Source organism: Bacillota bacterium (assembly GCA_040754315.1).
Taxonomy (GTDB): domain Bacteria; phylum Bacillota; class Sulfobacillia; order DUSP01; family JBFMCS01; genus JBFMCS01.
The window spans coordinates 1-21,334 of sequence record JBFMCS010000018.1; the positions used below are offsets into that span (position 1 = coordinate 1).

Genomic DNA, 21,334 nt, shown 5'->3' on the forward strand with positions numbered 1-21,334 from the left:
ATCCGTTCACCGTTGACCACCACGAAATCCTCACCAATCTCGTTTATAGTATACATCATTTTTACTTCCCTGTCAAATGCTTCGGGCAGGTTTCTAGAGGAAAAGTCAGTTATCCGGTAACTGTTTCTCCTCCTTGAATTCCCCTTCTAGTCCAGTCCCCCTTGCCGGTCCAGGCCACCAGGGAAACGCGGAAACACGCCCTGGGGCCTACCTCGCACCCTGTTGCGAATACCTTAACGCCAGCTCCCGCCGCCTGGGACAGCGCCTCCACGAAGGCGAGGTCCCGGCGGGCACTCGCCCGGAAACGGGCCGTGCCGGGCATTTGTATCACGAACACCGCCATGGCCCTGCGCCTGGCCCACCAGGTCCTGGGTCTCCGGGATGTGCCTGGCTCCCCTGGTGGTAGCGGCACCGGAAAAGAGGCCCGTGCCCTCCTTTACCAGCTTCACGCACTTGGCTTCCACGTACAGGCGGCGGGGACCCGGTGTGAAGAGGAGGTCCGCCTGCCCGGCCCTACCCGAGGCTCTCGCTTCCCCAGGCGATACCCCTCGAGGGGAGCAGGCCAGCCTGGACCGCCTCCTCCCAAGGCCGGGGGACGTTCTTGGCGTCCACCGAGGTCCAAGGCTCCGGGCGGGCCAGCACTACCCGGCAGCTGGTACGGGGGCCCAGGGGGTAGGCATCGCACTCCAGGGGAGAGGAGCTCCTCAAGGCGCCCTGAGTTGGGCAGGCGGGCGACAGCACCCTTGCCCTCGATGGCCGCGTCCACAGCGAACCGGCTCAGCCGCGAGCAGAAGACAGCCTCCAGTGTTGGGGAAGCCTCATGCCTTCTTGAATAGCGCGCCCATCTTGCCCAGATCCTGCCCCAGGCTCCAGTAGTGGCCACCGTAGTAACACACAGGGGAGGAGAGGGTGGGGGAGATCCCGCCGCCCTCAGCCAGCACCCCTTCGTCAGCCCACACCTTCACGACCTCGCACACGAAAACCTGGTGGCTGGGAAGGTTGAGCTCCTGGCGTACAAGGCACTCTATGTTCACGGGACACTCCGCCACAAGGGGGGCCTTGACCACCTCACCGGGCAGGGGCGTGAGGCCCAGTCTCTCGAACTTGTCGACCCTCTTTCCCGAGGCGTGACCGCAGTAGTCAAGTATGTGGGCCTGGTCGTGGCGGGCAAGGTTCCCACCAGCTCCTGGCTTTCCTTTATGAGCTGGTATGACTGGCGGGACTTCCTGACACCCAGGGCCACCATGGGGGGTTCGGAATTCACTGTGCCCGCCCAGGCCAGGGTTATGATGCTCCTTGGGCCCTCTACCTTGCCCGAGCTCACCAGGACAGCTGGCACGGGGCCTAGTACCGTGCCAGGGTTCATAGGCTTCTTAGCCACCCCTTATCTCCTCCTCCAGCCGGGATGCCATCCCGTAGGTCCCTGTCTCTTCAAGCTGATCAATGGCCTTTTGCTGCACAGCCTCGACGGCCTTGAGGTACATGCCTGTCCCCGCCGCCGACTTCTTCCCCTTCCTGATGCCCTCCCTGTTAGCCTCCACATGCTCGGCCAGGCTTGACGCCATGGCCACCAGGAAGGCCGTGTTAACGTTGTGCTTTCCCACAAGCCCCCTGGCGATGAAGGCGGCTCCTGTGCCTCCATGCTGGGCAAAAGGCACGTACCGCCCGGTTTTCTGGATTACCGTCCTGTGGACCGTCTCAAGGCGCTCCACGTCTGGCGGGTGGGTTTCGCCAGACGGGGCCGCGTGCTGCATCCCTATGGGGTAGGCGATGCCGTCCGCCCCGGTGTAGGTCAGGAAGGCGCTGATCTGGCTGGCGAACACCTCCAGCTCCTGCCCCCTGAGGGCCCTGTAGCCTTCGCCGGCGCCGCTCTGGCCCGTGGCACCGAACTCGGCCTCTATGAGGATGTCGTCGTTTCCCAGCTCCTGGCGGATGGCGTCAGTTATGTCACGGGTTACGGCGAAAACCAGGGCTGGCGGGAGGTGCTCGGTGTCGATCATGCCCCACGCCGGCCTGGCAGCCCCCACGGCGGCCAGGAACTCCCGGCGGAAGTCGCTGTAAGGAGGGCTTGTCATGTAGTCCACATATCCTTCGAGGGCCTTGGGGGATGGGCGCGCATCCTCGCCGAAGACCGGCGCCATCGCGTCCAGGGCATCCTCCAGCCGGGCCTGGGCCAGCCGGCGCCCGAGGGGGTCCGCTCCCGGGGGCGCCCCCGCCAGGGGCGGGACCTTGAAGTGGTCCAGCGACATGGCCACCAGGCGGGCCCCGTAGTCATCGACATAGCGCTCTATCATGTGCCGGGCCAGGGCGATGCCCCTGGGTCCGGCCATGCCGGCCCTCTGGTGCCGCACGGCGCCAAGCGTGGGGAAGTCCTCTGGGTGGCCTCCCGCGATCCGCATGGCCGTGTGACTCACCTGGATTATCATAGGGGAGCCTTGCCCGTCCGCAGCCGCCATGGCGAAGGCCCTGGCCTGTACTTCCAGGGGGATGTTGGCGTTGGCCGCCAGGAGCGTGGAGCGAAGGGGCTCCTCCCTCAGCCGGCCCCCGGCATCGAAGGGGCAGAGCGCCTGGAACACCCGCTTCAGTGTCTTGCCATCTATCAGAGGCGTCTCGGTTACCTCCTTCCTTTCAGCCCCCCGCGACGGGGGCAAACACCAGTACCTGGTCTCCCTCCTTCAGGAGGGCGTCGCCCTTCACCAGTTCCTTGTTGACGCTAATCATCCAGATCTCCATCCGTGGTATGCCCAACCGCTCCATGAGGGCATTCGCGGTAGTCCCTTCCTCCACCACCACATCCATTTCCTCAAGCTGGTCAGGCATGTACTGGTTTAGCCCACCGTAGGCCTTGACAAAAACCTTCACCGGCCTTTCCTCCCATCAGTCAGCTTAGCCAGGAACTCGTCCAGGCTGCCCTGGGGCCCGTTCCATTGAACCCCGTCCCCCCTGGGGATTACCTGGTCAGTCACAAGGAAGGCATCCATGCCAACCTCCTGGGCATTCATGTCCTCGGACACATCGTTCCCCACCATCACGCACCGGGGGGCCTCATACCCCGTGATATCCAGGATCTCCCTGTAGTATCCCAGGGAGGGCTTGCAGAAGTGCATTATCTCGTAGGTGGTCACAAGGTCGAAGGGGATGTCCTCCAGGCGGGCCCAGCGGAGTCTCTCCATCACGGCGGCTCGGGGAAAGACCGGGTTGGTGGCCACCACGATGCCCATTCCCTGGGATACCACATACTCCAGGACCCTCCGGGCGCCAGCCTTGGGCCTTCCGTATCGCTCCAGCCTGGGGAACTCCCGGCTGTAGAAGCGCTCGAGCACCGGCTCGCACTCACCCGGGTCAAGGCCCAGGCTTGGGTAGAAACTAGCGGCAAAGACCTCACGGTTGGTCTTGCTGCCGTTGTTGGCCAGCATCTCCCGGGTAGAGATAACTAGCTGGTTCACGAACCTGTCCGGCCTCACCTGGGGGAATGATACGGCAATCATGCCAAGGTAGGCGTGATAGAACCCTGTGGCATCGATCTCTAGCAGGGTGCCATCGAGGTCGAACAGGAGCGCCTGGTACTGTCCCATGGTACTCCTCCTTCAGGGCGCAGGGTCTCTCCACCTCCGGGCCCCCGTGATACCTCCCGGCGTGCCCTGGCCACTGGTGCTGGACTTCGCCGGGCCCCTGGGAATTCCCTCCCGGGAGGATTCGGGGCACCTTGACTGAACATCTTGTTGGCAGGAGGTCTTGCTGTCATGAGCATTGTGTCCATCGTCAGAACGCCCCCCTCCCCGGGGCCCGGAGAGATAGAGGCTGCGGTGAGGCGGTCCGCCAGCCTGGCTGGAGGGCTTCCCTGCGGGCCTGGAGACCTGGTGCTGGTCAAGCCTAACCTGGTGGCGATGCCCCCCTGCCGTGATTCCGGGGCCATCACCAGGGTGGAGGTCACCCGGGCCGTGGCGGGCTTGGTGGCGGAGGCAGGGGCCAGGGTACTGGTGGCGGAATCCGCCAGCGTCGGTTCGGATACCGCCAGTGTCATGGCCTTCGCTGGCTACGACGACCTGGCCCGCCAGGGTTATCAAGTGATAGACCTCAAGGGCACCCCCACGGTTCGACTCAAGATCCGGGGCGTTCCAGGGCTGCAGGCGGTACGCGTGTTCCGCCTGGCCCTCCAGGCTAACCTCATAGTGAGCGTTCCCGTTATGAAGACCCATGACCAGGGCGAGGTCACCCTCTCCCTGAAGAACCTCAAGGGGCTCATCACCGACAGGAGCAAGATGGCCATGCATCACCATGGTGTCTTCGACGCCGTGGTGGCACTGGCCGAGGCCCTCCCCCCAGTGTTCGGTGTGATGGACGCCATCACCGGGCAGGAAGGCATGGGACCTGTCCACGGAGACGCGGTCCACATGAACCTGATCCTCTCCAGCCCTGACCCCGTGGCACTGGACTCCGTGGCAGGCCGCATAATGGGATACGAACCCCAGGATGTGCCCATCACCGCCAGGGCCTCGGCTCGGGGCCTCGGCACCACCACACCTGTTGTGGTAGGAGAGCCCGTGGCCTCGGTGGCGAGACGCTTCAAGCGGGCATCGGAGGCCGCCGTGGAGGGTGTGCCCCCCGGCAGGGTGGTGATGGGGGATGGCGCCTGTTCAGGCTGCCGGAACACGGTACTCTCGGTGGTCTGGGAACTGACAAGGGGTGGAAAACTGGCCCTCCTGGATAACCTAACGCTTGTGACGGGGCAGGTGCAAGGGGATATCCCCCAGGCTGTGTGGGTGGGGCGCTGTGCCTGCGAAGGGCGGAACTCGGGGATCCTGGTGCCGGGCTGCCCACCGGAGAACCAGGAGGTCATGAATGCCATGAAGGGCAGGGGACCTTGAGCCCGGCGTACTAGTTTGCCGGGAGACCAGGCTCGACAGGGCTGGTCTTCTTCTCTCTCACGCAGGCAAGGGCCAGCGTTACCCCAGCCATGAGGATAGCGGACCACAGGAAGACAGAGCGGAAGCCCTGCTCAGGGGGGAGACCCTCGTGGATCTGGAGCACCCTTCCCACCACCTGGCCCGAAAATGCTGTCCCTAGAAAACCCGAGGAGTTCAGGATGCCCATGGCCAGCCCTGAGTGTTCCCTGCCCACGTGCTCCTGGACCCAGGCGAAGGCCACCACGAAACCGGCGCTTGCAAGGCCTAAGAAGCCATAGAGAAGGGCGTGGAAAAGGTGAGGCAGCATGCCGTGGAAGGCAGGCGCCAGCCACCAGGCACTGCACGCAAGGCTCACACCAAGAAGGACCTTCCGGCGGGAGCCAAGACGGTCTGAAAGCCCCCCCGCTATGGGGCCACCCACCGCGCCTCCAAGGGTCATGGCAAGGAGCACGGTTCCCGCGGATACCATATCCAAGCCTTGCACCTCCGTGAGGTAGCCTCCAGCCCAGAGGCTCTGCCAGCCCAGTTTCGTGGCACACAAGACGAGCATCCATGCTGAGAGCACCCAGACTGCCCTGTCCCGTACAAGGACCGGGAGCCCTCCTGGATGCCGTGCCAAGCCCGGCGCCCCCTCCCCTCGGATCTCGGCCAGGGCGCACAGGAAGAGGCCGGCACAGGTAAGGCCCATAACGTTTAGGGAGGTCCTCCAGCCGAAGGCGCCCATTGCTATGGCTAGAGGTGCCGTGGAGACCACGGCGCCCAGGTTGCCAGCCGTGGTGAGGAGACCCAGGATGACCCCGAGGTTACTAGCCCTGTAACACCGGGAGAGTATCTTGATGGCGGGGAGGTAGAGCAAGCCTGAGCCAAAACCCAGCAGTGCCCTGGCCATCACAAGGTGGCTGTAGTTACGGGAGGCCGCCGTGGCCCAGGAGCCCAAAGCCATCAGGAGGCACGATGCCTTCACCAGGAGACTTGGGTCCAGGACATCGGAGAGGAGCCCTGAGGGTACCTGGATTAGGCCGTAGGGGTACATGAAGGCAGCCCCCAGCGAGCCTAGCATCACGGGGGTGAGGCCCAGGTCCCCGGCCACATCGAGGGCGAGGATACCCATGGACACCCGGTGGAAGTTAAGGAGAAGGTATGCCCCTGCCAGTATGATAAAGGTCAGGTTACGCCTCAAGTCATCCCGCCTCACTGGTACGGATCACCAGTTCTCTATGAAGGGCTGGGATTCCTTGAATGCCCCAAGGTCTGAAAATCTAATCTCCGTGTTTTATCGATGATGTTCGTGCAATATATTTACGGTGCACAGGCCTTGTGTTACAGTAGGTATACTAAAGCATAAGGAGTTGATTGCTGTGCCCGGTACAACGAATATAAGCATCCGCATGGATGTTGAGCTTAAAAAACAGGCTGAACGGCTTTTTAATGAGCTCGGTATGAATATGACGACGGCCTTTAATATTTTCCTGCGTCAGGCCGTGCGTCAGCAGAGAATTCCGTTTGATGTTGCGCTTGATACTCCGAATGCGGAAACACTGGCGGCGTTAGAGGAAGTTGAGCGGATGAAGGGTGGGATGAAAGGCGGCATATAACCCTATCAGATATCTAATAATAAAAACCATGAACGGAACCGATGGAGACGATCAGCAACAACCGTGTACAACACCGGCTATCACTCATCTGGTGCCCCAAGTACCGCCGAAAAGTACTCGCAGGAGAAGTTGCGGAACGGCTCCGGGAACTGTTATTACGCTTGAGGTGAGAATGACACTGCCTGTCTCCTCCTCTAGGCTCAGACGACGGGGTCACACCCAGTCGACCCTACCCTACGGCATCGCTCTTCTCAAGCCAATGGTGTAGTGGGTTATCAACCCGCCCACTATTGCCCCCACCACGTAAGCCGTGGCTATCTCAAGGGCATTGTGGCCAAAGCCACCGAAAAAGAGGGTGAAGCAGAGAGGGACACCTATCCTGAACAGGGGCTTCACGGCTTCAATGACCAGGACCTCGCCGTTTTTCTCCATGGGGTTAGCCTCGAATACCCTCAGGGTAAGCAGGAGCATCAAGACGCTGGCAGCCACCAGCCATGGCCATGCCTCCAAGGCCATGTTCATGTCGCTCGAATACTGGAACAGCGAGATGACCAGGCTGAACTCCCTGACCGGAGCCAAGACTGAATAGGCCTCATAACCGATCCTGTGGCTGAGATTGATGGCCACCATTTCCACGAACCCTGCCGGGAACACGAGAAAGATCGCCGTCAGCACAGCACTGGCCGCTGTTGTCCCAGTAAGTGAAGCAAACACGAAGGTGAAAGACAGGATGGCCACCATGACCACCACCTGCAGGAGCATCCACCTGAAGATGGCCTGGAAGCTCACAATCCCGCCGAGCTCAGCGCTGGATGCCACTATGGCTGCCAGGAACAACCCATTGATTAGGTAGACCCCGAAAATGGAGGCTACACCCAAGACGTACTTGCTCAGCATCACCTGCCTCCTGCTGAAGGGCATGGCCAGGAGAAGGCTATAGGTGTTTCGCCTTCTTTCCTCACCTACCAGGATCGACCCGAGCAAGACAACGGCCATGACCATTGTGACATTGAAGTAGAAGTCACCCATGAACTGGAGGCGGTCAATCAAGTGCGATATATAGATGTGGATGCCCGCATCCGGGTTCCTGTTCGCCCTGTTCAATGCCTGGAGCAAGGCCACGGGGTGGGTGACAGTGATAAAACCCAGGTACGTGAAGATCATGGCCATGGAGTTCCTCCAATCCTTCCAGAGCAACGCCCCGTTCAAGGGCAATATGGTATGCAGGTTCATGCGCTTTGCCCTCCTACCTCATGGATGAAGACCTCTTCCAGGCTTATGTCCAGGTCATCCAGGACCACTGGGTTACACTGTCTCAGCTTGGCCACCAGCCCGCCACTCCTGGTAACCAGGGTATAAACCCTTCCCAGTTGCTCCAGGCTCAAGAGGTCGGGGTGACTCCTCAGCTCCTCCGGGAAGCCATTGGCGAAGATCACCTGCAGTTTCTTTACACGCTGCTTCAACTCGTGAACCTGTTCGCAAAAGAGGATCCTCCCGCCTTCGATAATGGCAACGTGATCGCACACCCTTTCTATCTGGGCAAGGTTGTGCGTGGCCATTAGCACCTTGGTGTCATAGGCCGCCACGTGGTCGACGATGGCGTTCAGCACCCTCTTTTTCACAATGGGATCCAGGCCCGAGGTGGGCTCGTCAAGGAGAAGGAGCCTCGGCATGATAGACATGTTGAGGAGGAGGGCTAGTTGAGTCTTCATGCCCCTGGAAAGCGCCTTGATCCTTTGCCCCTCGGGCAGGATGAACTGGGCGCTCAATTCCTCGTAACGCTCTTGGCTCCAGCTGCTGTAGGTCATCCTGTAGAAGTTCACCATATCTATGACCCGGTAGCTCGGGTAGTAGTCCGGGTATTCCCCCACATAACCCAGGCGCTGCTTGAGGCTGGGTTTCCGGTAAAGGTCCTCCCCGTCCAGGCATACCTTTCCCTCATCCGGTAAGATGATGCCAACCACGGTCTTCAGCAGCGTGGTCTTGCCAGCGCCGTTAGGACCGATGAGGCCCAGCATGGAACCGTTCTCCATGCTCAGGTTGACGCTGTCCAGCGCCAGGTTCCACCCATACCGCTTGCTGAGGTTCTCGATGCTCAACAATTCCCTTCCCTCCCCGATGCCTTCAAGTCCGACAGCAGTTCACTAACGATATGTAGGATCTCTGGAGGGGACAGCCCCAAGTAGTGGGCTTGCACAAGCCCCTTCTTCAAGTGCTCCTTCAGGGCTTGCACCTTCCCTTCATCCTGGCTTCCCTGGTAGCCCTGGACGACGAATGTGCCTCTCCCCCGCACTGTCTCAATGATCCCCTGGCGCTCCAACTCTTGATAGGCCTTCTGGATCGTGTTGGGGTTGATGGTAACAGTGGCAGCCAGCTCCCTCACTGAGGGGAGCCTGTCGCCGGGGGGCAGCGTCCCTTTCAGGACACCCTCCTTGACTTGGTCGACAATCTGCTGGTATATGGGGGTATTGCTGGTGGGTTGGATAGAGAGCACTTGACACACTCCCCAATGTACTATGTGTACTATTTCATATAGTACACTTGGGGAAACGTCCTGTCAAGCCTTTCCCATTGATTTCTGGCCTGCCATGCGAGACCCTGTAGCCCTCTCCGGGTGAACCCACGGGGTACTGCCATCCCCATGCCCCGGGGGGTGTCTCTACTCAGCCCCTGTGCCCCCTCTGGAAGGCGGCGGGGGCGGTGCCAGCTCCGGGTGCCAGTCACCACTCCCCGCCCTCCAAGACAGCGAGCTCGGTACCGGGCCTGTGCACCAGCACCAGATTCAATCGCCCGGCATCGTTCCTGACCCCCAGCGCTGCCCCCACGCCTTGGCCTTCATGGAAGGGTCTTCAGAGGAGGGCCGGTCTCGTGACTCCAGATGGCTCGACCCGTACTGGCGCCCTGCGAGCATCGTTGGACAATCCCATACCCCCTTGAGTACCTGGAAGCGGTAGGTCCGTGGGGCCACAGGCCCTGGGGCAGATTTGCACAAGGGAGCTCCCAGCTCACCGGAACGCAGGGCATGTGCGAGCCACTCCAGGGCTGCCACATTCCCTGGCGCCTCGCCGGCACCTGGGTTACCCAGGTGTGTCCTGCGGGAGGGCCTGGAACCCGCCAGTTCTATCCCCTCTCTATGCTAGCATCCTTGGATTCTCAAGGTCTTTCTGTCAAGCTGATGGCCTCCAGGGGACAGGAGTTCACGCACACCCCGCAACCGTAGCACTCGTCCTCTTTACAGATTAGTTCACCGTCCACCAATCTCCTGGCACCAAAGGCACATACCTCCGCGCACACCCCGCATCCATCACAGTCGTGTGATGGCGAAACGGCAACGTAGGGAGAGGGGATTATCCAGTCCCCGCGCCCGTGCAGCCGGAATGCCTGGAGGTCATGGCAGCAACAAGCGCAGCACGAGCATACACCGTAGGGGCCCCCGGGCGCGTATAGCACCAGGTGGACCAGGGAGGCCTCGTGGGCAACGGACAACACACCCTCAGCCTCGTCCATACTGATGCTGCGCCCCAGTCCCCTGGACAGCGCCTCCTCAGCCCCAGGCCCCAGGAGGATACAGGTGAGAAGCGGGCCAGAGCACCTGGCGAAGGTGAGACGACAGCTGCAGGGCGCAAGCACCCGCAACTTGGCGTCTTGCAGAATGCTCAGGGCCTTGTCTGGAATGGAAACCACAGAGGCCCCCTGGTGAGGGTGGCGGTGAAACCTGGCCAGCGACTCCTTGAGGGCCACTACCTCGGACGAACCGGCGATGAGCCCTTCGCGGATGTGGCCATCCCAGGTCTCCATCCGGAGGCGGAGGTAATAGTCCTTGGCCATGGCCTTCTCACCTGGCTGCAGGTCATCCAATCTCCCCTCGCTCAGCAGCGTACCCAGGAGGTCATAGGGGTCCCTTGCCCGGACCTCCCCGCCCCTCATGTGAAGGAAGCCCTCATCAAAGAACCTGCCCGCCAGGGCCTTCGCTTCGGTGCCGCCCATGGCCAGCCTGCAGGCCAGCCCCTCCAGGTCGACCCAGGAACGGGACGCTGCCACCAGCAAGGGAAGGGCCTCGTAGGGTACTATTCTTCGCAGGACCGGCCGGAATTCCATGGGACAACCGGTTAGTTCCGCGAACGCATCGAACAGGTCAATCAAGTTCATCCCCTCCCGGTGAAAAAGGGTGAGAACGCAGGCGGGGTCTCAAGGCCCGCCCGCCGCTTTGCCCTGAGGCCTTCACCCGGACACCTGGTCGCTGGATCCTTGGCAAGATGTAGCTGCGTGGCCCTGGGAGGTATTCCTGTAGTCTTCTCGAGGTGGGCTGAAGACGTCCACCGCGATGCAGTCAGTGATAGCCTCAGCGGCGTGAGGGACGCCGGCAGGAATGAAGTAGGAGTCACCAGCCTCAATCACATGTGACTCCTTGTCGATCGTGAGCCTCAACCTTCCAGACACTGCGTAACCGACCTGTTCATGAGGGTGCTGGTGCAGGGGAACCCTGGAACCGGACTTCAAAGAGAACCTCGCCATGAGCATTCTGTCACACTCGCCCAGCGTCTCCCGGACGACTCCCGCAGCCATTTCCACCGCGGGCAAACCCTTTCCCCTGGTAATCACGTTCTTCCCTCCCCTGGTAGTTTTCCACTCATGTGTCTCACTCTTATTGACCAGGAATCTACGGGAAGGTTTCGCGAAGGTACCGTGCCTGAGCCCTTCGTGCATGGCTCATACGGCAGAGTGTGAGGCCTGGTGGTAGGCCAGCCCAGGGCTAAGCCAAAGGAGTGCACTGTAGCGGGTCACTCATCGCGGTCAGGCTCGCTGCACACCCTCCCATAAAGGCAAGGCAGGGATACCGTCTTGGACAGTCCTCGCATCCTCGCCGAGCACCGGGAGCACATGGCGAGGTGAGCCGCGAGTTTCTCCCGGGTGTTCCCTTCGGGTTAGCCGTCAACGCCCAGAGACATGGGTGAAATGGCCTCTTGGCAGTTCACAGTTCCTTCACCCCGTCACAGGTACAGGCATAGTCTCGAACCAAGGCTTCGCAGCCCGAGCGCTGCAGGTGGTCTCGAACGGCCAGTCGTGCCCGGTGTAGCCTGGACTTCACTGCCCCCACCGAGGTCCCCAGGGCTCCGGCGATCTCCTGGTAGGTCAAACCCTGGAGGTCCCGGAGCACCAGGACGACTCGCTGTGCCTCGCTGACATGGTGTTCTAGGACATGCGAGATGCACCAGCGAAACTCCCGCCTTAAGACCACCCGGACCGGATCCGAAGACGAATCCGGCACCTGGAGTGTCTCCAGTACCTGGGTGGCGTGGGGACGTCTCTGCTGGCGGTGTCTTTCTGTGCTGTATACGTTCAGGGCAATCCGGGCCAGCCATGTCTTCAGGCTGGCCTCACCGCGAAAGGTGCTGTAGCTTCGCCAAGCCCTGAGCAAGACCTCCTGGGTCAGGTCGGCCGCCAGTTCCCTGTCGGAGGTCAGGTGGTACAACATGTTGAAGAGGTACTGCCTTTGCTCCTCCAGGTCGCCATCCAAATGGCTTTGGCCCTCTTGATGACCTGCACCGTGCTCTGGCTGGACCACTGCCGTCACCCCTTCATGCCTGGTACCGGGACCTTGAGCCCTGGTTTCGGGGAGGGCGCCGGGAACCTTTTCGCCAATCCCGGGGGGCTCCAGGGCACAGGGCCTAAGGGAGACTCTCTCCGGGACTGCCGCGATCAAGGGGCCCTTGACCGTATTTCCCTGTGATCCCTCAAGACTCCTCCCCTTGACGCTGGCAGGACGCGCGGGATCCGGTGTCGCAGGAGGGACATGAGAAAGGTACCTGCATGGAAAGGAAGAATGCCCCGGGTGAAGACCTTGGCGGGCGCGAATGGATTGAAGCCGAGCGACTGGGGACAGGGTGGCCCCCCTGAAAGGATTGCCAGGAGGGTTCTGAGCTGGGAAGCCATGAGTACCCCGCAGGGCGAACACCCAGGGAGCTACCCCTTCACCATCTCGAGGAAGTTGGCCAGGAGGACCCGCCCATCGGGATATGCAGGGTTATGCCACTCCGGGTGGAACTGCACCCCGTAGACTGGCCTGGTCCTGTGCCTTATCACCTGAACCCTGCAGGCCTCGCCGCTAGCCAGGACCTCCAGGTCAGGGGGCACCGACTTTACCTCGTCACTGTGGAACTCAAGGGCGGTGATCTCTCCCCCGAGGCCCTGGAAGAGAGGGTCACCCTTTACCACCCTGCACGGAAGGTAGCCCTTTACCTGGGATCGTTGCCCGTTGATAACCTTCACGGGGCCAATCTCGCCGCCATAGGCCAGGGCAATGAGCTGGTGCCCAGCACATATCCCCAAAAGAGGCCTGCGGGTACCCCGGATCAGTTCGAGTTCAGCCTGGTAGGTCTTCATCTCCTCCATGTCCCAATCATGGCTCACCCTGCCGGCGAGGATTATCCCATCCGAGCCCTGGTCTATCCCGGCAAGGGAGACATCACTCCAGAAAACCACTTTGGTCATGACGGGGGCTATTTCAACGAGCGCTTCTCTAACCCGCCGGAGCCAGCTGTAATCGTCCCGGTTCCTCTCGTTGTTAACCACCGTTATCCTCATCCCGCCGCCCCTTCCCTTGTCATTCAGGTCCGGCCCTCCCCAGGGGCAAGGGCAGCGCTGATGCCACCCATGCCGCACAGGGGGCGTACAACCCGGCCCCCCTGCGGGTTACTCCTCGTCCAGGCGGAACCTGGCATGAAGCGCCCTCACCGCATCGTGCACCCGGTTCCTCGGGATGATGCAGGATATCCTTATGCCGGAAGTGCTAATCATGTCAATGTTGATGCCCTCTTTGGCCAGGGCGTCGAACATGTCCGCGGCTACCTGGACGTCCCTGGATATGCCGGCGCCCACCACAGACACCTTGGCGATGTTGTCCTCAGAATGGGCCCCCCAGGCTCCCAGCTCCAGGGCAACCCCCTCCGCGGCGGCCAAGGCCGTACCGGAATCCTCCCTGGCCACTGTGAAGGCGATATCGTTTCTCCCGTCCCGCCTCATGCTCTGCAGGATCATGTCCACCCTCACAGACTTGTCGGCCAGGGCGGAGAAGAGTTTGGCGGCAACGCCAGGCCTGTCAGGAACCCCCTCCACCACTACCTTCACCTCGTCCGTACTGTGAGTGACCGCCCTGATCAGCACCTTCTCCATCATCTGCTCCATCCCCCTCACCATGGTCCCCTGGTCCTCCACAAAGCTGGACCTTACATGCAGGGTCATCCCGTACTTCCGGGCGAACTCCACGGCCCTGGGCTGCAACACCCTGGCTCCCAGGGTGGCCATCTCTGACATCTCGTCATAGGAGAGTTCCTCTATCTTCCGGGCGCTGGGGACCAGGTTCGGGTCGGCGGTGTAGACTCCGTCAACGTCCGTGTAGATCTCGCAGAGGGAGGCTCCCAGCGCCCCTGCCAGGGCTACCGCGGTAGTGTCCGACCCCCCACGCCCCAGCGTAGTTATGTCGCCGGACTCGGATACCCCCTGGAACCCAGCCACCACTACGACCTTTCCCTCGTCCAGGTGTGCCATGACGTGCTGCCGGTCAACACCAAGGATCTTTGCCCTCGTGTACCTTGGGTCTGTGTAGATCCCCACCTGCGCCCCAGTGAGAGACACGGCGGCGTGGCCCAGGTCCTGTATTGCCATGGATAGCAGAGCGATGGAAACCTGCTCTCCCGTGGACAGCAGCATGTCCATCTCCCTCTCGGTCCGCCCCGATGACACCTGGGCCGCCAGGTCCAGAAGGCGGTCAGTGCTGTCACCCATGGCGGACACCACTACCACCACATCATTGCCCTGGTCCCTCTCCCGGGCGACCCTCCTGGCCACAGCCCGGATCCTGCCGGCGTCAGCCACGGAGGTGCCGCCGTACTTATGGACCACCAGCCTGTACGGCCATAAAGCCTCCCGGGTGGAGCCCCGGGCGCCAAAGAGGTCGGGAGCCACGTGGAACACCCTGGCATTCACATCATTGTCCCGGAAGGCAGCCTCCATTGCCCGTACTACCCCATGGGCCTCATCCCCTTCCTGCACAAAGGCCAAGAGGGACGGCCCGGCCCCGCTCAAGGCTACCCCTAGAGCCCCGGCCCTGAGGGCACCCTCCATGGCATCTGCCATTCCTGGGACCAGCGCCCGCCTGTAGGGCTGGTGGAGGCGGTCCTGCATTGCCACCCCGAGCATGGAACGGTTGCGGGTGAGGATGGCCCCCACCAGGCACGCCGCCCGCCCCACGTTGAACACAGCGTCGGCCATGCTGACCTGGGCAGGAAGCACCCCGCGGGCCTCCCGGGTGGGAAGGGTCATGTCGGGTACTGCCACCAGAACCCTTACGGCGGCGGGCACTGGGATCCTCACGTACCGCAGACTCTTGGAATCCGGGAGACACACCACGAGCCCCCCGAAGAGGGCGGGGGTAACGTTATCCGGGTGACCCTCAATGGACACGGCCATGTCCAAGAGATCTCCCTTGTCCAGTGGCTCCCCCAAGAGCAGGTTGGCTCCTACCAGCCCTGCAACAACAGCAGCGGCACTGCTTCCGAGGCCCCTGGCCAGGGGGATGTGATTCTTTAACCATATCCTCATGCCGCGGGGCCTCTTGCCTACTCTCTCAAACACAGTATCCATTGCGCGGACCACAAGGTTAGAGGAATCCCGGGGGAGCGTGCCAGCCCCCTCTCCCTCAATGGCAATCTCCAGTCCCGCAGGCGCCTTCTCTACCTCCAGGTAGTTATAGAGTTCCAGGGCCATGCCCAGGACATCGAAACCCGGCCCCAGGTTGGCTGTTGTGGCAGGCACCTTCACCCTTACCCTCATGAGGCTCCCCCCCGATCAAGTCCTAACGCCTTCGCGACAGCTCCCAGGGCAGCAGGGACCTCTTCGGGCCGGACGGCCATCTCCATGGCGATACCCGGATCCTTCAGGCCGTGCCCAGTCAGAACGCACACTACCCTGGAGTAATGGGCCAGGCGGCCAGTCCTGTTCAGTTTCACAAGTCCCGCCACGGAGGCTGCCGAGGCCGGCTCGGCAAATATGCCCTCCAAGGAGGCCAGGAGCCTGTAGGCTTCCAGGATCTCCTGGTCGGTCACGGCCTCTACCAGGCCGCCGGATTCATCCCTGGCCCTTATGGCGCCCTCCCAGCTGGCAGGGTTGCCTATGCGTATGGCCGTGGCTATGGTCTCGGGGTTGGGCACCGGCCGTCCCAGTACCAGGGGGGAGGCCCCGGCGGCCTGGAAACCCAGCATTTGCGGGAGGGATTGGGCCTTGCCGGCGCCCCGGTACTCGCAAAAGCCCCTCCAGTAGGCGGTTATGTTCCCGGCATTCCCCACCGGCAGGAGGAGGGCGTCCGGGGCGTCTCCCAGGGCATCACATATCTCAAAAGCCGCAGTCTTCTGTCCCTCTATGCGGTAGGGGTTCACGGAGTTCACCAGGGTAACAGGGTAGTTGGCGCACAGGTCCCGCACAATGGCGAGCGCATCGTCGAAACTCCCCTGGATGGAGAGGACCTTGGCGCCGTAGGACAGGGCCTGGGCCAGTTTCCCCAGGGCAATGTGGCCTCCGGGCACCAGCACGGCGCACTTGATGCCCGCCCTGGCGGCATAGGCCGCCGCTGAGGCTGACGTGTTCCCTGTGGAGGCGCACATGATCATGCGTGAACCCTCCTCCAGCGCCTTGGCCACGGCTACTACCATCCCCCTGTCCTTGAAGGACCCGGTGGGGTTCATGCCCTCCAGTTTGAGGTAGACCCTGGGGGCTTGCCCCAGGTACTCCCTAAGCCTCGGCGCCTCTAGGAGAGGCGTGCCCCCTTCCGCCATTCCAAGTAACGGGGTCTTACCCGTCACGGGCAAGCCCTCCCGGTGCTCGGCTATGACCCCTCTCCACACTCCCATGGTTCTCCCCCCTATCTATAAACAAAGAGCCCCGTTAGGGACGAGGCTCTCTCGCGGTTCCACCCTGGTTGGCCCTGCAAAGGGCCCTGCTTACCGGCGTTACGCACGCCCTCTCCTTAACGGGGAGCACCGGCAGAGCCTACAAGGCAAGTGCCCTTCGGTCTGCGGCTCCGGGGTGGTTTTCGCCTCGCCGCCCGGCTTCCAGCCTGGTCCGGGCTCTCTGCGCTTTGAGGCTACTCGTCCCCCTCACGGCTTTTTCCTGGATTGCCCCTATTCTAACACCGGCCTTGGCTGGCGTCAATCGCCGGCACTGGCCGTGGACCTAGACTGATCTCCGGCTCACCAAAGAGCGACTCACGCTGGAGCTTCCAGTAGTTCTCGAGGCGCCCTGGAGGCAATGTGCCTTGTCTCACGGCCTCCTTGACAGCGCACTTGGGTTCGGACTCATGCCGGCAATCCCGGAAGTGACACTCCTCGCCAGCTCCTCAATGTCCTGGAAGGACATAGACAGGTCGGCGCCGGCCACCTGGATCTCCCTCGTGCCGGGGGTATCGATGACCATCGCGCCTCCGGGCAGCACCAGCATCTGCCTGTGAGTTGTAGTGTGCCTGCCCTTCCCTCCAGCCCTCATCTCCCCTGTTGCCAGCACTTCCCTATTCATGAGCTTGTTTATCAGGGTAGACTTGCCCACACCTGAGGACCCGGTGAACCCCACGGTTTGCCCCCTTTTCAGGTACCGGCACACGGGGCCAAGCCCTCGTCACTGAGGCTTGAGGCAACGATCACATCTACCCCTGGAGCCACCGACTCCACCTCTGTGACCCTGGTATCGATGTCGGGGCACCGGTCGGCCTTGGTCAGCGCAAGGACAGGTGTAGCCATGCTGTCCCAGGTGATGGCAAGGATCTCTCCGCCACTCCTCGAAGACTTGACTATTGTAGATGGGGTGAAAAGATACAACTAACACTCACGTCGTTGTTTCTCCAAAAAGATTGCACCCAAGAAATCCAATATTATTCTGGACGCAACTTGCGGAGTAACCTCAGTCGGATCATACTGAGGAGCTACTTCCACGAAGTCAAAACCTACAACATCACCCATTCGCGCAATACCGCGAAGTATGTCGACCACTTCATAGTAATCAAAACCGCCAGGTGAGGGTGTTCCTGTTCCTGGAGCCAGTGAAGGATCAAGTGCATCACAGTCCATAGTCACATAGTACCTTTCAGACTTGGGTATTTGGGCAAGAACATTTTCCAGTCCCTGTTCACGGAACTGCCGAACACCAAACAGTATACAACCGTGATCTCGAGCTGAATCGAAGTCTTCATGTCGACTGGAACCTGGCCCCCTAATCCCCAACTGTGCGATCCCACTTATATGCTTCATTTCGCTGGCACGACGGATCGGGCTGCCATGACCCTCAGTTACTCCGTGCCTAATATCAACAAAATCGAGATGGGCGTCTAACTGGACCAATACAAAAGGGTCCTGCCCTTCATATGCTCTAAGGACGGGTATCGTAATGGCATGGTCACCGCCGATCACCACGGGCATAGCTCCCTTGGCCAAAATCTTCCTGATCATAGTCTCCGCATTGTCAAGACACTGTCTGGGATCACCATGAATAATATCGCTATCTCCACAGTCAACCATTCTGACGCCTTTCAAGAGATACTCGTCCAGTTCGTGATCATAGTAACCTACATCCACAAGGGAGTACAAAGTTGAGGCATTTCGCACTGCACGTGGTCCCATGCGTGCACCTGAACGATACTGGCAACCCAGGTCATAGGGAATACCCACTATTGCCACATCAACGTCGAGTTCTTCAAAATCCGTCACCACCGGCAAACGACAGAATGATGGAATTCCCGTAAACGGCAGATTTAGTCTCTGCAAAAAGCGCACCTTCCTTTCTCTCATTATGGTCATTTGATTATGACTTCAGCTTATCCAAGATCTCATCTGAAGGAGGTGCAGTTACGGCGCTGACTGCTATCATAACCACCAATCCTGTTACAGCACCAATACCAACGGTAACCCAAAAGTTCGTTGGCGTAAACAAGATCAAGTATGAGTATAAACAAACGCCTACAACAATTGAAGCCAGTGCCCCTGCTTTGCTTGCCTTATCCCAAAACAATCCCACGAGAAGTGGAGAAGCTACTGCAATACCCACACCCGAAAGACCGATATTCATTATGATGAAAAGAAACTCTGGAGGTTTAGCAATAGATAGACCGAAAACTACGAGGGTGACGGCGATAATTGTTAGTCTTGTTATTAACAATACCAGCTTATCGGGCGCAGCTTTATTGATTGTTCTACGATATATATCTTCTGACACCGCAGTACCCACTACAAGCAAAATAGAGTCGATAGTTGACATCATCGCCGATACTATGCCAATCATCATGAAGGCAGCTATAAAGGCTGGCAGGAAATTGATGGCCATTTGGATAGTGGCATAATCAGCATCCGCCAATCCAGGCAATGCGACTCTTCCCACAAGACCGATGAAATAGTTGGAATTTATCAATGTGGCCATGAGCAGTGTGGCTATAAGAAAAGTACCCATACTCCTCTTGCCGGTATCTCTTATTGCCATAAACCTAATGCTCAGATAAGGGTTGGAAATGAATACGATGAACCAAAATATATAGCTACCAATTACTCCAGCCGGAGTGAACACTTCCGCGTCGAAAACACCCATTAAAGTGGGGTCAATCTGTTGAAGCTGAGCGTTGAGGCCAGATAGCCCTCCCACCCAAACGTAACAAACCCCAATCAAAACTGCGGAAAAAATTAACATAGGTATTGCTTGGATGGCATCAGTCCAAACCACCGCTCGGAACCCCCCGACTGCTACATAAAACCCTACGATAAGCGTAAAGAGCACCAAACCCACCGTTGAAGGAATTCCAAGTATTGACTCAAATAAAATCGAGGCTCCTTTGTATTGAGCCATCAAAGGAAACGTGTAAAAGATAACAATCACGAGAGCCAAGATAACTCTTACAGCATCACTTCCATATCGCTCTCCTAGATAACTCGGGATGGTCATCGTATCCAAACGAAGGCTATACTTCCTAAGTCTACTAGTGAGAAGAAGCGCAGGGATTACCATTCCTGGTATGATCGCTATTGTAACCCAGAAAGCCGGCCACCCAATGTGATATGCCATGGCAGGTTCACCCATGTAGATTGACGCGCTGGTTGAAGATGCAATATAAGAAAACGCAATCAAGAGCGGGTGCATCGAACGACCACCCAAACCATGCTCCAGCATGCCTTTACTAGCACTCTTAGACGCAAACCACCCGATCACGAGCATTCCAACGAGATACACAGCCAAAAAAGTGAACCCCCATACCATTAATGGTGACAATACAATGCACTCCTTTCATCTCAGGCATCCTCTAAAGTTCGCAGATACCAGATGATTGCTAGGACACTAATGACAAAATGAGCTGCCAGCAACCACAATAACAGGACATAACCAGGCATTCCCAACACCTCCCCTCCAAATAAAGACTTGGTCTTAACTCTCTGCGCCTACTCCTATTTGGCCAGTTTCTTTATAGATCTTCATGATGACGAATGTATCGGTATCAAGTATTCCTTCAACCGTCATGATTCTCTCAAGCAGAAACTCGGAAAGTCTCGATATGTCCTCGATATTGACCCTGATGTATATATGGTACTGACCAGTTGTTATTGCAACGAATTGAACCTCCGGGAACTTGGATAAATTTCGAGCCACTTCATCTACTCTTCGCCTATCTGCTTTTATTCCTATCATGGCTGGAGCACCAAAACCAAGTGCAAAAACGTCCCCTAAAGCTGTTACTAAAATAATATTATCGTTTATCAGCCTTCTCAGTTTCTTTCGTATCGTTGCTTCCGCCAAACCGATTTCTTTAACTAACTTGGAAAGGGGAATTCTACCATCAACTTGAAGAAGTTTTATAATTTTAGCTTCATACTCATCTATCTGTTTAAAATACATACTTGCCCCTCCCTCACTTCTGATAACCGTTTTTACGTGTTTCCTTATTTTACACCATGGTTTCTTCCTGAAATAGAAAAAACCTCTTTATCATTTGCCGTATTACAAAATAACTTGGGCAATTAGTCACCGGTGATAAGGTGATATATAATGCCCCAGGATCGCCAGAAAGGAAGCAACCTGTTGGTACCGGCCTAATTTGACGGCGAGTGTCCACGAATAGATGACGGCTTTTCCAATTTTGTGCTGGCTGCTGTTACACCCTCCAATTGACTCTGACTACCCTGTTGACTCAGATAGGTAGCGGGCCTAAAGACCCTCCTGGGGCAGGTGCTATGACTCTTTCGCCTCTTCCCTCGACATCGATCTAGCGTCGGGGCATATGACACTGAACAACGGGCTATTGGCGGTAATCCACCGGAACATGTGGCGATACTAGACCACAACTCACTGACCAGGATTTTTAGAGGGGCCAATGACCACATTGCCCATCCTAAAGCACACTGGGAGCTGGCAGAAACTGCTCTAGGACGGGTCTCACGCCTCTCAAACCTACGTGTTAGCCGGGGATCCTACAGCCGTCAGCGTCTACCGGATTCCTGACCATATTCACCGTCATGTTGAATCGGCACTGACAGCAACCCACCTCCCAGCGAAAGACACCACGAATTCCGCCAAGAATTGGGGGGTGTCAACACCCGTGCTGGGAGGCGGGAAGGTAAAACGGATGACTTGAGTGGTGCCGGGATGTCAATCCGGGCGATTGCGAGGGAACTTGGGATCTCGCGTAATACGATAAGAAAGTACCTGCGTGCACCAGAAGGGCCTCCACCCAGGAGAAACGGATCTGGCTATCAAACGAGCATAGGGGGTATATGCACGGCCGCTTGAACGGGCCAAACCGTTCAGGTCTAG

27 protein-coding genes and 3 pseudogenes are annotated in these 21,334 nt (G+C 59.1%); 5 read left to right on the plus strand and 25 right to left on the minus strand.

All coding sequences use genetic code 11. The annotated features are described in order from the left end of the window. Nucleotides 1-109: 109 nt before the first annotated feature. The 9 genes and pseudogenes from AB1576_03820 to AB1576_03860 form a co-directional block, all read right to left on the minus strand. Nucleotides 110-412: a DNA/RNA nuclease SfsA gene (locus AB1576_03820; GenBank protein ID MEW6080902.1), complete on the minus strand. Its 303-nt coding sequence runs from the start codon at nt 410-412 to the stop codon at nt 110-112. Between the two features lies 1 nt (nt 413). Beyond that, nucleotides 414-464: pseudogene (locus tag AB1576_03825) on the minus strand (hypothetical protein). 49 nt (nt 465-513) lie between these two features. Further along, the gene (locus tag AB1576_03830) at nt 514-708 is read right to left on the minus strand and encodes a hypothetical protein (protein ID MEW6080903.1); all 195 of its coding nucleotides are present in this window, start codon (nt 706-708) and stop codon (nt 514-516) included. 13 nt (nt 709-721) lie between these two features. Further along, nucleotides 722-883, minus strand: a pseudogene (locus tag AB1576_03835) (hypothetical protein). Continuing rightward, entirely contained in the window at nt 819-1,148 is a 330-nt protein-coding gene (locus AB1576_03840) for a flavin reductase family protein (protein ID MEW6080904.1), read from the minus strand. Before AB1576_03840 ends, AB1576_03835 begins: the two are co-directional and overlap by 65 nt. After that, nucleotides 1,031-1,381, minus strand: coding sequence for a flavin reductase (locus tag AB1576_03845; GenBank protein MEW6080905.1), 351 nt, complete (start codon nt 1,379-1,381; stop codon nt 1,031-1,033). The genes AB1576_03840 and AB1576_03845 overlap by 118 nt, the downstream gene beginning before the upstream one ends. Then, nucleotides 1,374-2,651: a class II fructose-bisphosphate aldolase gene (locus AB1576_03850; GenBank protein MEW6080906.1), complete on the minus strand. Its 1,278-nt coding sequence runs from the start codon at nt 2,649-2,651 to the stop codon at nt 1,374-1,376. The genes AB1576_03845 and AB1576_03850 overlap by 8 nt, the downstream gene beginning before the upstream one ends. Next, a complete protein-coding gene (locus tag AB1576_03855; GenBank protein ID MEW6080907.1) occupies nt 2,629-2,862 on the minus strand; it encodes a MoaD/ThiS family protein in 234 nt (77 codons plus the stop codon). Before AB1576_03855 ends, AB1576_03850 begins: the two co-directional genes overlap by 23 nt. Next, on the minus strand, nt 2,859-3,575 hold the full coding sequence (locus AB1576_03860; protein MEW6080908.1) for an HAD hydrolase-like protein: 717 nt from the start codon (nt 3,573-3,575) through the stop codon (nt 2,859-2,861). The genes AB1576_03855 and AB1576_03860 overlap by 4 nt, the downstream gene beginning before the upstream one ends. Nucleotides 3,576-3,743: 168 nt before the next feature. Here AB1576_03860 and AB1576_03865 point away from each other — a divergent pair, with 168 nt between their 5' ends. Further along, nucleotides 3,744-4,868 carry a DUF362 domain-containing protein gene (locus tag AB1576_03865; GenBank protein ID MEW6080909.1) on the plus strand — a complete coding sequence of 375 codons (1,125 nt, stop codon included), beginning with the start codon at nt 3,744-3,746 and terminating at the stop codon, nt 4,866-4,868. A 10-nt stretch (nt 4,869-4,878) separates the two neighbouring features. Here AB1576_03865 and AB1576_03870 read toward each other — a convergent pair whose 3' ends face one another. Then, complete coding sequence (locus tag AB1576_03870) at nt 4,879-6,087, minus strand: MFS transporter (GenBank protein ID MEW6080910.1); 1,209 nt, start codon at nt 6,085-6,087, stop codon at nt 4,879-4,881. 208 nt (nt 6,088-6,295) lie between these two features. Here AB1576_03870 and AB1576_03875 point away from each other — a divergent pair, with 208 nt between their 5' ends. Together AB1576_03875 and AB1576_03880 are read left to right on the plus strand one after the other, a co-directional pair. Continuing rightward, nucleotides 6,296-6,502: a type II toxin-antitoxin system RelB/DinJ family antitoxin gene (locus AB1576_03875; GenBank protein MEW6080911.1), complete on the plus strand. Its 207-nt coding sequence runs from the start codon at nt 6,296-6,298 to the stop codon at nt 6,500-6,502. 41 nt (nt 6,503-6,543) lie between these two features. Beyond that, entirely contained in the window at nt 6,544-6,672 is a 129-nt protein-coding gene (locus AB1576_03880; protein ID MEW6080912.1) for a transposase, read from the plus strand. 64 nt (nt 6,673-6,736) lie between these two features. On the opposite strand, the gene AB1576_03885 is transcribed toward AB1576_03880, so the two are convergent. The 6 genes from AB1576_03885 to AB1576_03910 form a co-directional block, all read right to left on the minus strand. Continuing rightward, complete coding sequence (locus AB1576_03885) at nt 6,737-7,735, minus strand: ABC transporter permease (protein ID MEW6080913.1); 999 nt, start codon at nt 7,733-7,735, stop codon at nt 6,737-6,739. Continuing rightward, the gene (locus AB1576_03890) at nt 7,732-8,604 is read right to left on the minus strand and encodes an ABC transporter ATP-binding protein (protein MEW6080914.1); all 873 of its coding nucleotides are present in this window, start codon (nt 8,602-8,604) and stop codon (nt 7,732-7,734) included. The genes AB1576_03885 and AB1576_03890 overlap by 4 nt, the downstream gene beginning before the upstream one ends. Continuing rightward, a complete protein-coding gene (locus tag AB1576_03895; GenBank protein ID MEW6080915.1) occupies nt 8,598-8,996 on the minus strand; it encodes a GntR family transcriptional regulator in 399 nt (132 codons plus the stop codon). Before AB1576_03895 ends, AB1576_03890 begins: the two co-directional genes overlap by 7 nt. A gap of 659 nt (nt 8,997-9,655) precedes the next feature. Then, the gene (locus AB1576_03900; protein MEW6080916.1) at nt 9,656-10,645 is read right to left on the minus strand and encodes a 4Fe-4S binding protein; all 990 of its coding nucleotides are present in this window, start codon (nt 10,643-10,645) and stop codon (nt 9,656-9,658) included. A 78-nt stretch (nt 10,646-10,723) separates the two neighbouring features. After that, nucleotides 10,724-11,104, minus strand: a complete 381-nt coding sequence (locus AB1576_03905) for a cupin domain-containing protein (protein MEW6080917.1) — start codon at nt 11,102-11,104, stop codon at nt 10,724-10,726. A 370-nt stretch (nt 11,105-11,474) separates the two neighbouring features. Beyond that, nucleotides 11,475-12,020: a sigma-70 family RNA polymerase sigma factor gene (locus AB1576_03910; protein ID MEW6080918.1), complete on the minus strand. Its 546-nt coding sequence runs from the start codon at nt 12,018-12,020 to the stop codon at nt 11,475-11,477. Between AB1576_03910 and AB1576_03915 the strand changes: the two genes are divergently transcribed. Continuing rightward, nucleotides 11,997-12,233 (plus strand): hypothetical protein, encoded by a 237-nt coding sequence (locus AB1576_03915; protein ID MEW6080919.1) that lies wholly within the window; start codon nt 11,997-11,999, stop codon nt 12,231-12,233. The genes AB1576_03910 and AB1576_03915 overlap by 24 nt on opposite strands. A gap of 233 nt (nt 12,234-12,466) precedes the next feature. On the opposite strand, the gene AB1576_03920 is transcribed toward AB1576_03915, so the two are convergent. The 9 genes from AB1576_03920 to AB1576_03960 form a co-directional block, all read right to left on the minus strand. Beyond that, nucleotides 12,467-13,087, minus strand: a complete 621-nt coding sequence (locus tag AB1576_03920) for a gamma-glutamyl-gamma-aminobutyrate hydrolase family protein (GenBank protein ID MEW6080920.1) — start codon at nt 13,085-13,087, stop codon at nt 12,467-12,469. 108 nt (nt 13,088-13,195) lie between these two features. Beyond that, the gene (locus AB1576_03925) at nt 13,196-15,334 is read right to left on the minus strand and encodes an aspartate kinase (protein MEW6080921.1); all 2,139 of its coding nucleotides are present in this window, start codon (nt 15,332-15,334) and stop codon (nt 13,196-13,198) included. Beyond that, entirely contained in the window at nt 15,331-16,407 is a 1,077-nt protein-coding gene (gene thrC, locus AB1576_03930) for a threonine synthase (GenBank protein ID MEW6080922.1), read from the minus strand. The genes AB1576_03925 and thrC overlap by 4 nt, the downstream gene beginning before the upstream one ends. A gap of 275 nt (nt 16,408-16,682) precedes the next feature. Then, a complete protein-coding gene (locus tag AB1576_03935; GenBank protein MEW6080923.1) occupies nt 16,683-16,820 on the minus strand; it encodes a hypothetical protein in 138 nt (45 codons plus the stop codon). After that, nucleotides 16,817-17,122: a GTPase RsgA gene (gene rsgA, locus AB1576_03940; GenBank protein ID MEW6080924.1), complete on the minus strand. Its 306-nt coding sequence runs from the start codon at nt 17,120-17,122 to the stop codon at nt 16,817-16,819. The genes AB1576_03935 and rsgA overlap by 4 nt, the downstream gene beginning before the upstream one ends. Nucleotides 17,123-17,136: 14 nt before the next feature. Beyond that, the gene (locus AB1576_03945) at nt 17,137-17,367 is read right to left on the minus strand and encodes a hypothetical protein (GenBank protein ID MEW6080925.1); all 231 of its coding nucleotides are present in this window, start codon (nt 17,365-17,367) and stop codon (nt 17,137-17,139) included. Further along, nucleotides 17,368-18,342, minus strand: coding sequence for an agmatinase (gene speB, locus AB1576_03950; protein MEW6080926.1), 975 nt, complete (start codon nt 18,340-18,342; stop codon nt 17,368-17,370). It abuts the gene before it with no gap. Nucleotides 18,343-18,346: 4 nt separating this feature from the next. Next, nucleotides 18,347-19,759 carry a sodium/solute symporter gene (locus tag AB1576_03955; protein MEW6080927.1) on the minus strand — a complete coding sequence of 471 codons (1,413 nt, stop codon included), beginning with the start codon at nt 19,757-19,759 and terminating at the stop codon, nt 18,347-18,349. A gap of 192 nt (nt 19,760-19,951) precedes the next feature. Further along, nucleotides 19,952-20,419 carry an Lrp/AsnC family transcriptional regulator gene (locus AB1576_03960; GenBank protein MEW6080928.1) on the minus strand — a complete coding sequence of 156 codons (468 nt, stop codon included), beginning with the start codon at nt 20,417-20,419 and terminating at the stop codon, nt 19,952-19,954. 747 nt (nt 20,420-21,166) lie between these two features. Here AB1576_03960 and AB1576_03965 point away from each other — a divergent pair. Then, nucleotides 21,167-21,235 (plus strand): annotated as a pseudogene (locus tag AB1576_03965) (NUMOD1 domain-containing DNA-binding protein). The last annotated feature ends 99 nt before the right edge of the window (nt 21,236-21,334 follow it).

Bases quoted from the DNA above. Each gene is read 5' to 3' on its own strand.
- AB1576_03860 (MEW6080908.1), bottom strand. From the start codon at position 3,575: ATGGGACAGTACCAGGCGCTCCTGTTCGACCTCGATGGCACCCTGCTA.
- AB1576_03875 (MEW6080911.1), top strand. From the start codon at position 6,296: ATGGATGTTGAGCTTAAAAAACAGGCTGAACGGCTTTTTAATGAGCTC.
- AB1576_03885 (MEW6080913.1), bottom strand. From the start codon at position 7,735: ATGAACCTGCATACCATATTGCCCTTGAACGGGGCGTTGCTCTGGAAG.
- AB1576_03960 (MEW6080928.1), bottom strand. From the start codon at position 20,419: ATGTATTTTAAACAGATAGATGAGTATGAAGCTAAAATTATAAAACTT.
- AB1576_03925 (MEW6080921.1), bottom strand. From the start codon at position 15,334: ATGAGGGTAAGGGTGAAGGTGCCTGCCACAACAGCCAACCTGGGGCCG.
- thrC (MEW6080922.1), bottom strand. From the start codon at position 16,407: ATGGGAGTGTGGAGAGGGGTCATAGCCGAGCACCGGGAGGGCTTGCCC.
- speB (MEW6080926.1), bottom strand. From the start codon at position 18,342: ATGACCATAATGAGAGAAAGGAAGGTGCGCTTTTTGCAGAGACTAAAT.
- AB1576_03865 (MEW6080909.1), top strand. From the start codon at position 3,744: ATGAGCATTGTGTCCATCGTCAGAACGCCCCCCTCCCCGGGGCCCGGA.
- AB1576_03880 (MEW6080912.1), top strand. From the start codon at position 6,544: ATGGAGACGATCAGCAACAACCGTGTACAACACCGGCTATCACTCATC.
- AB1576_03920 (MEW6080920.1), bottom strand. From the start codon at position 13,087: ATGAGGATAACGGTGGTTAACAACGAGAGGAACCGGGACGATTACAGC.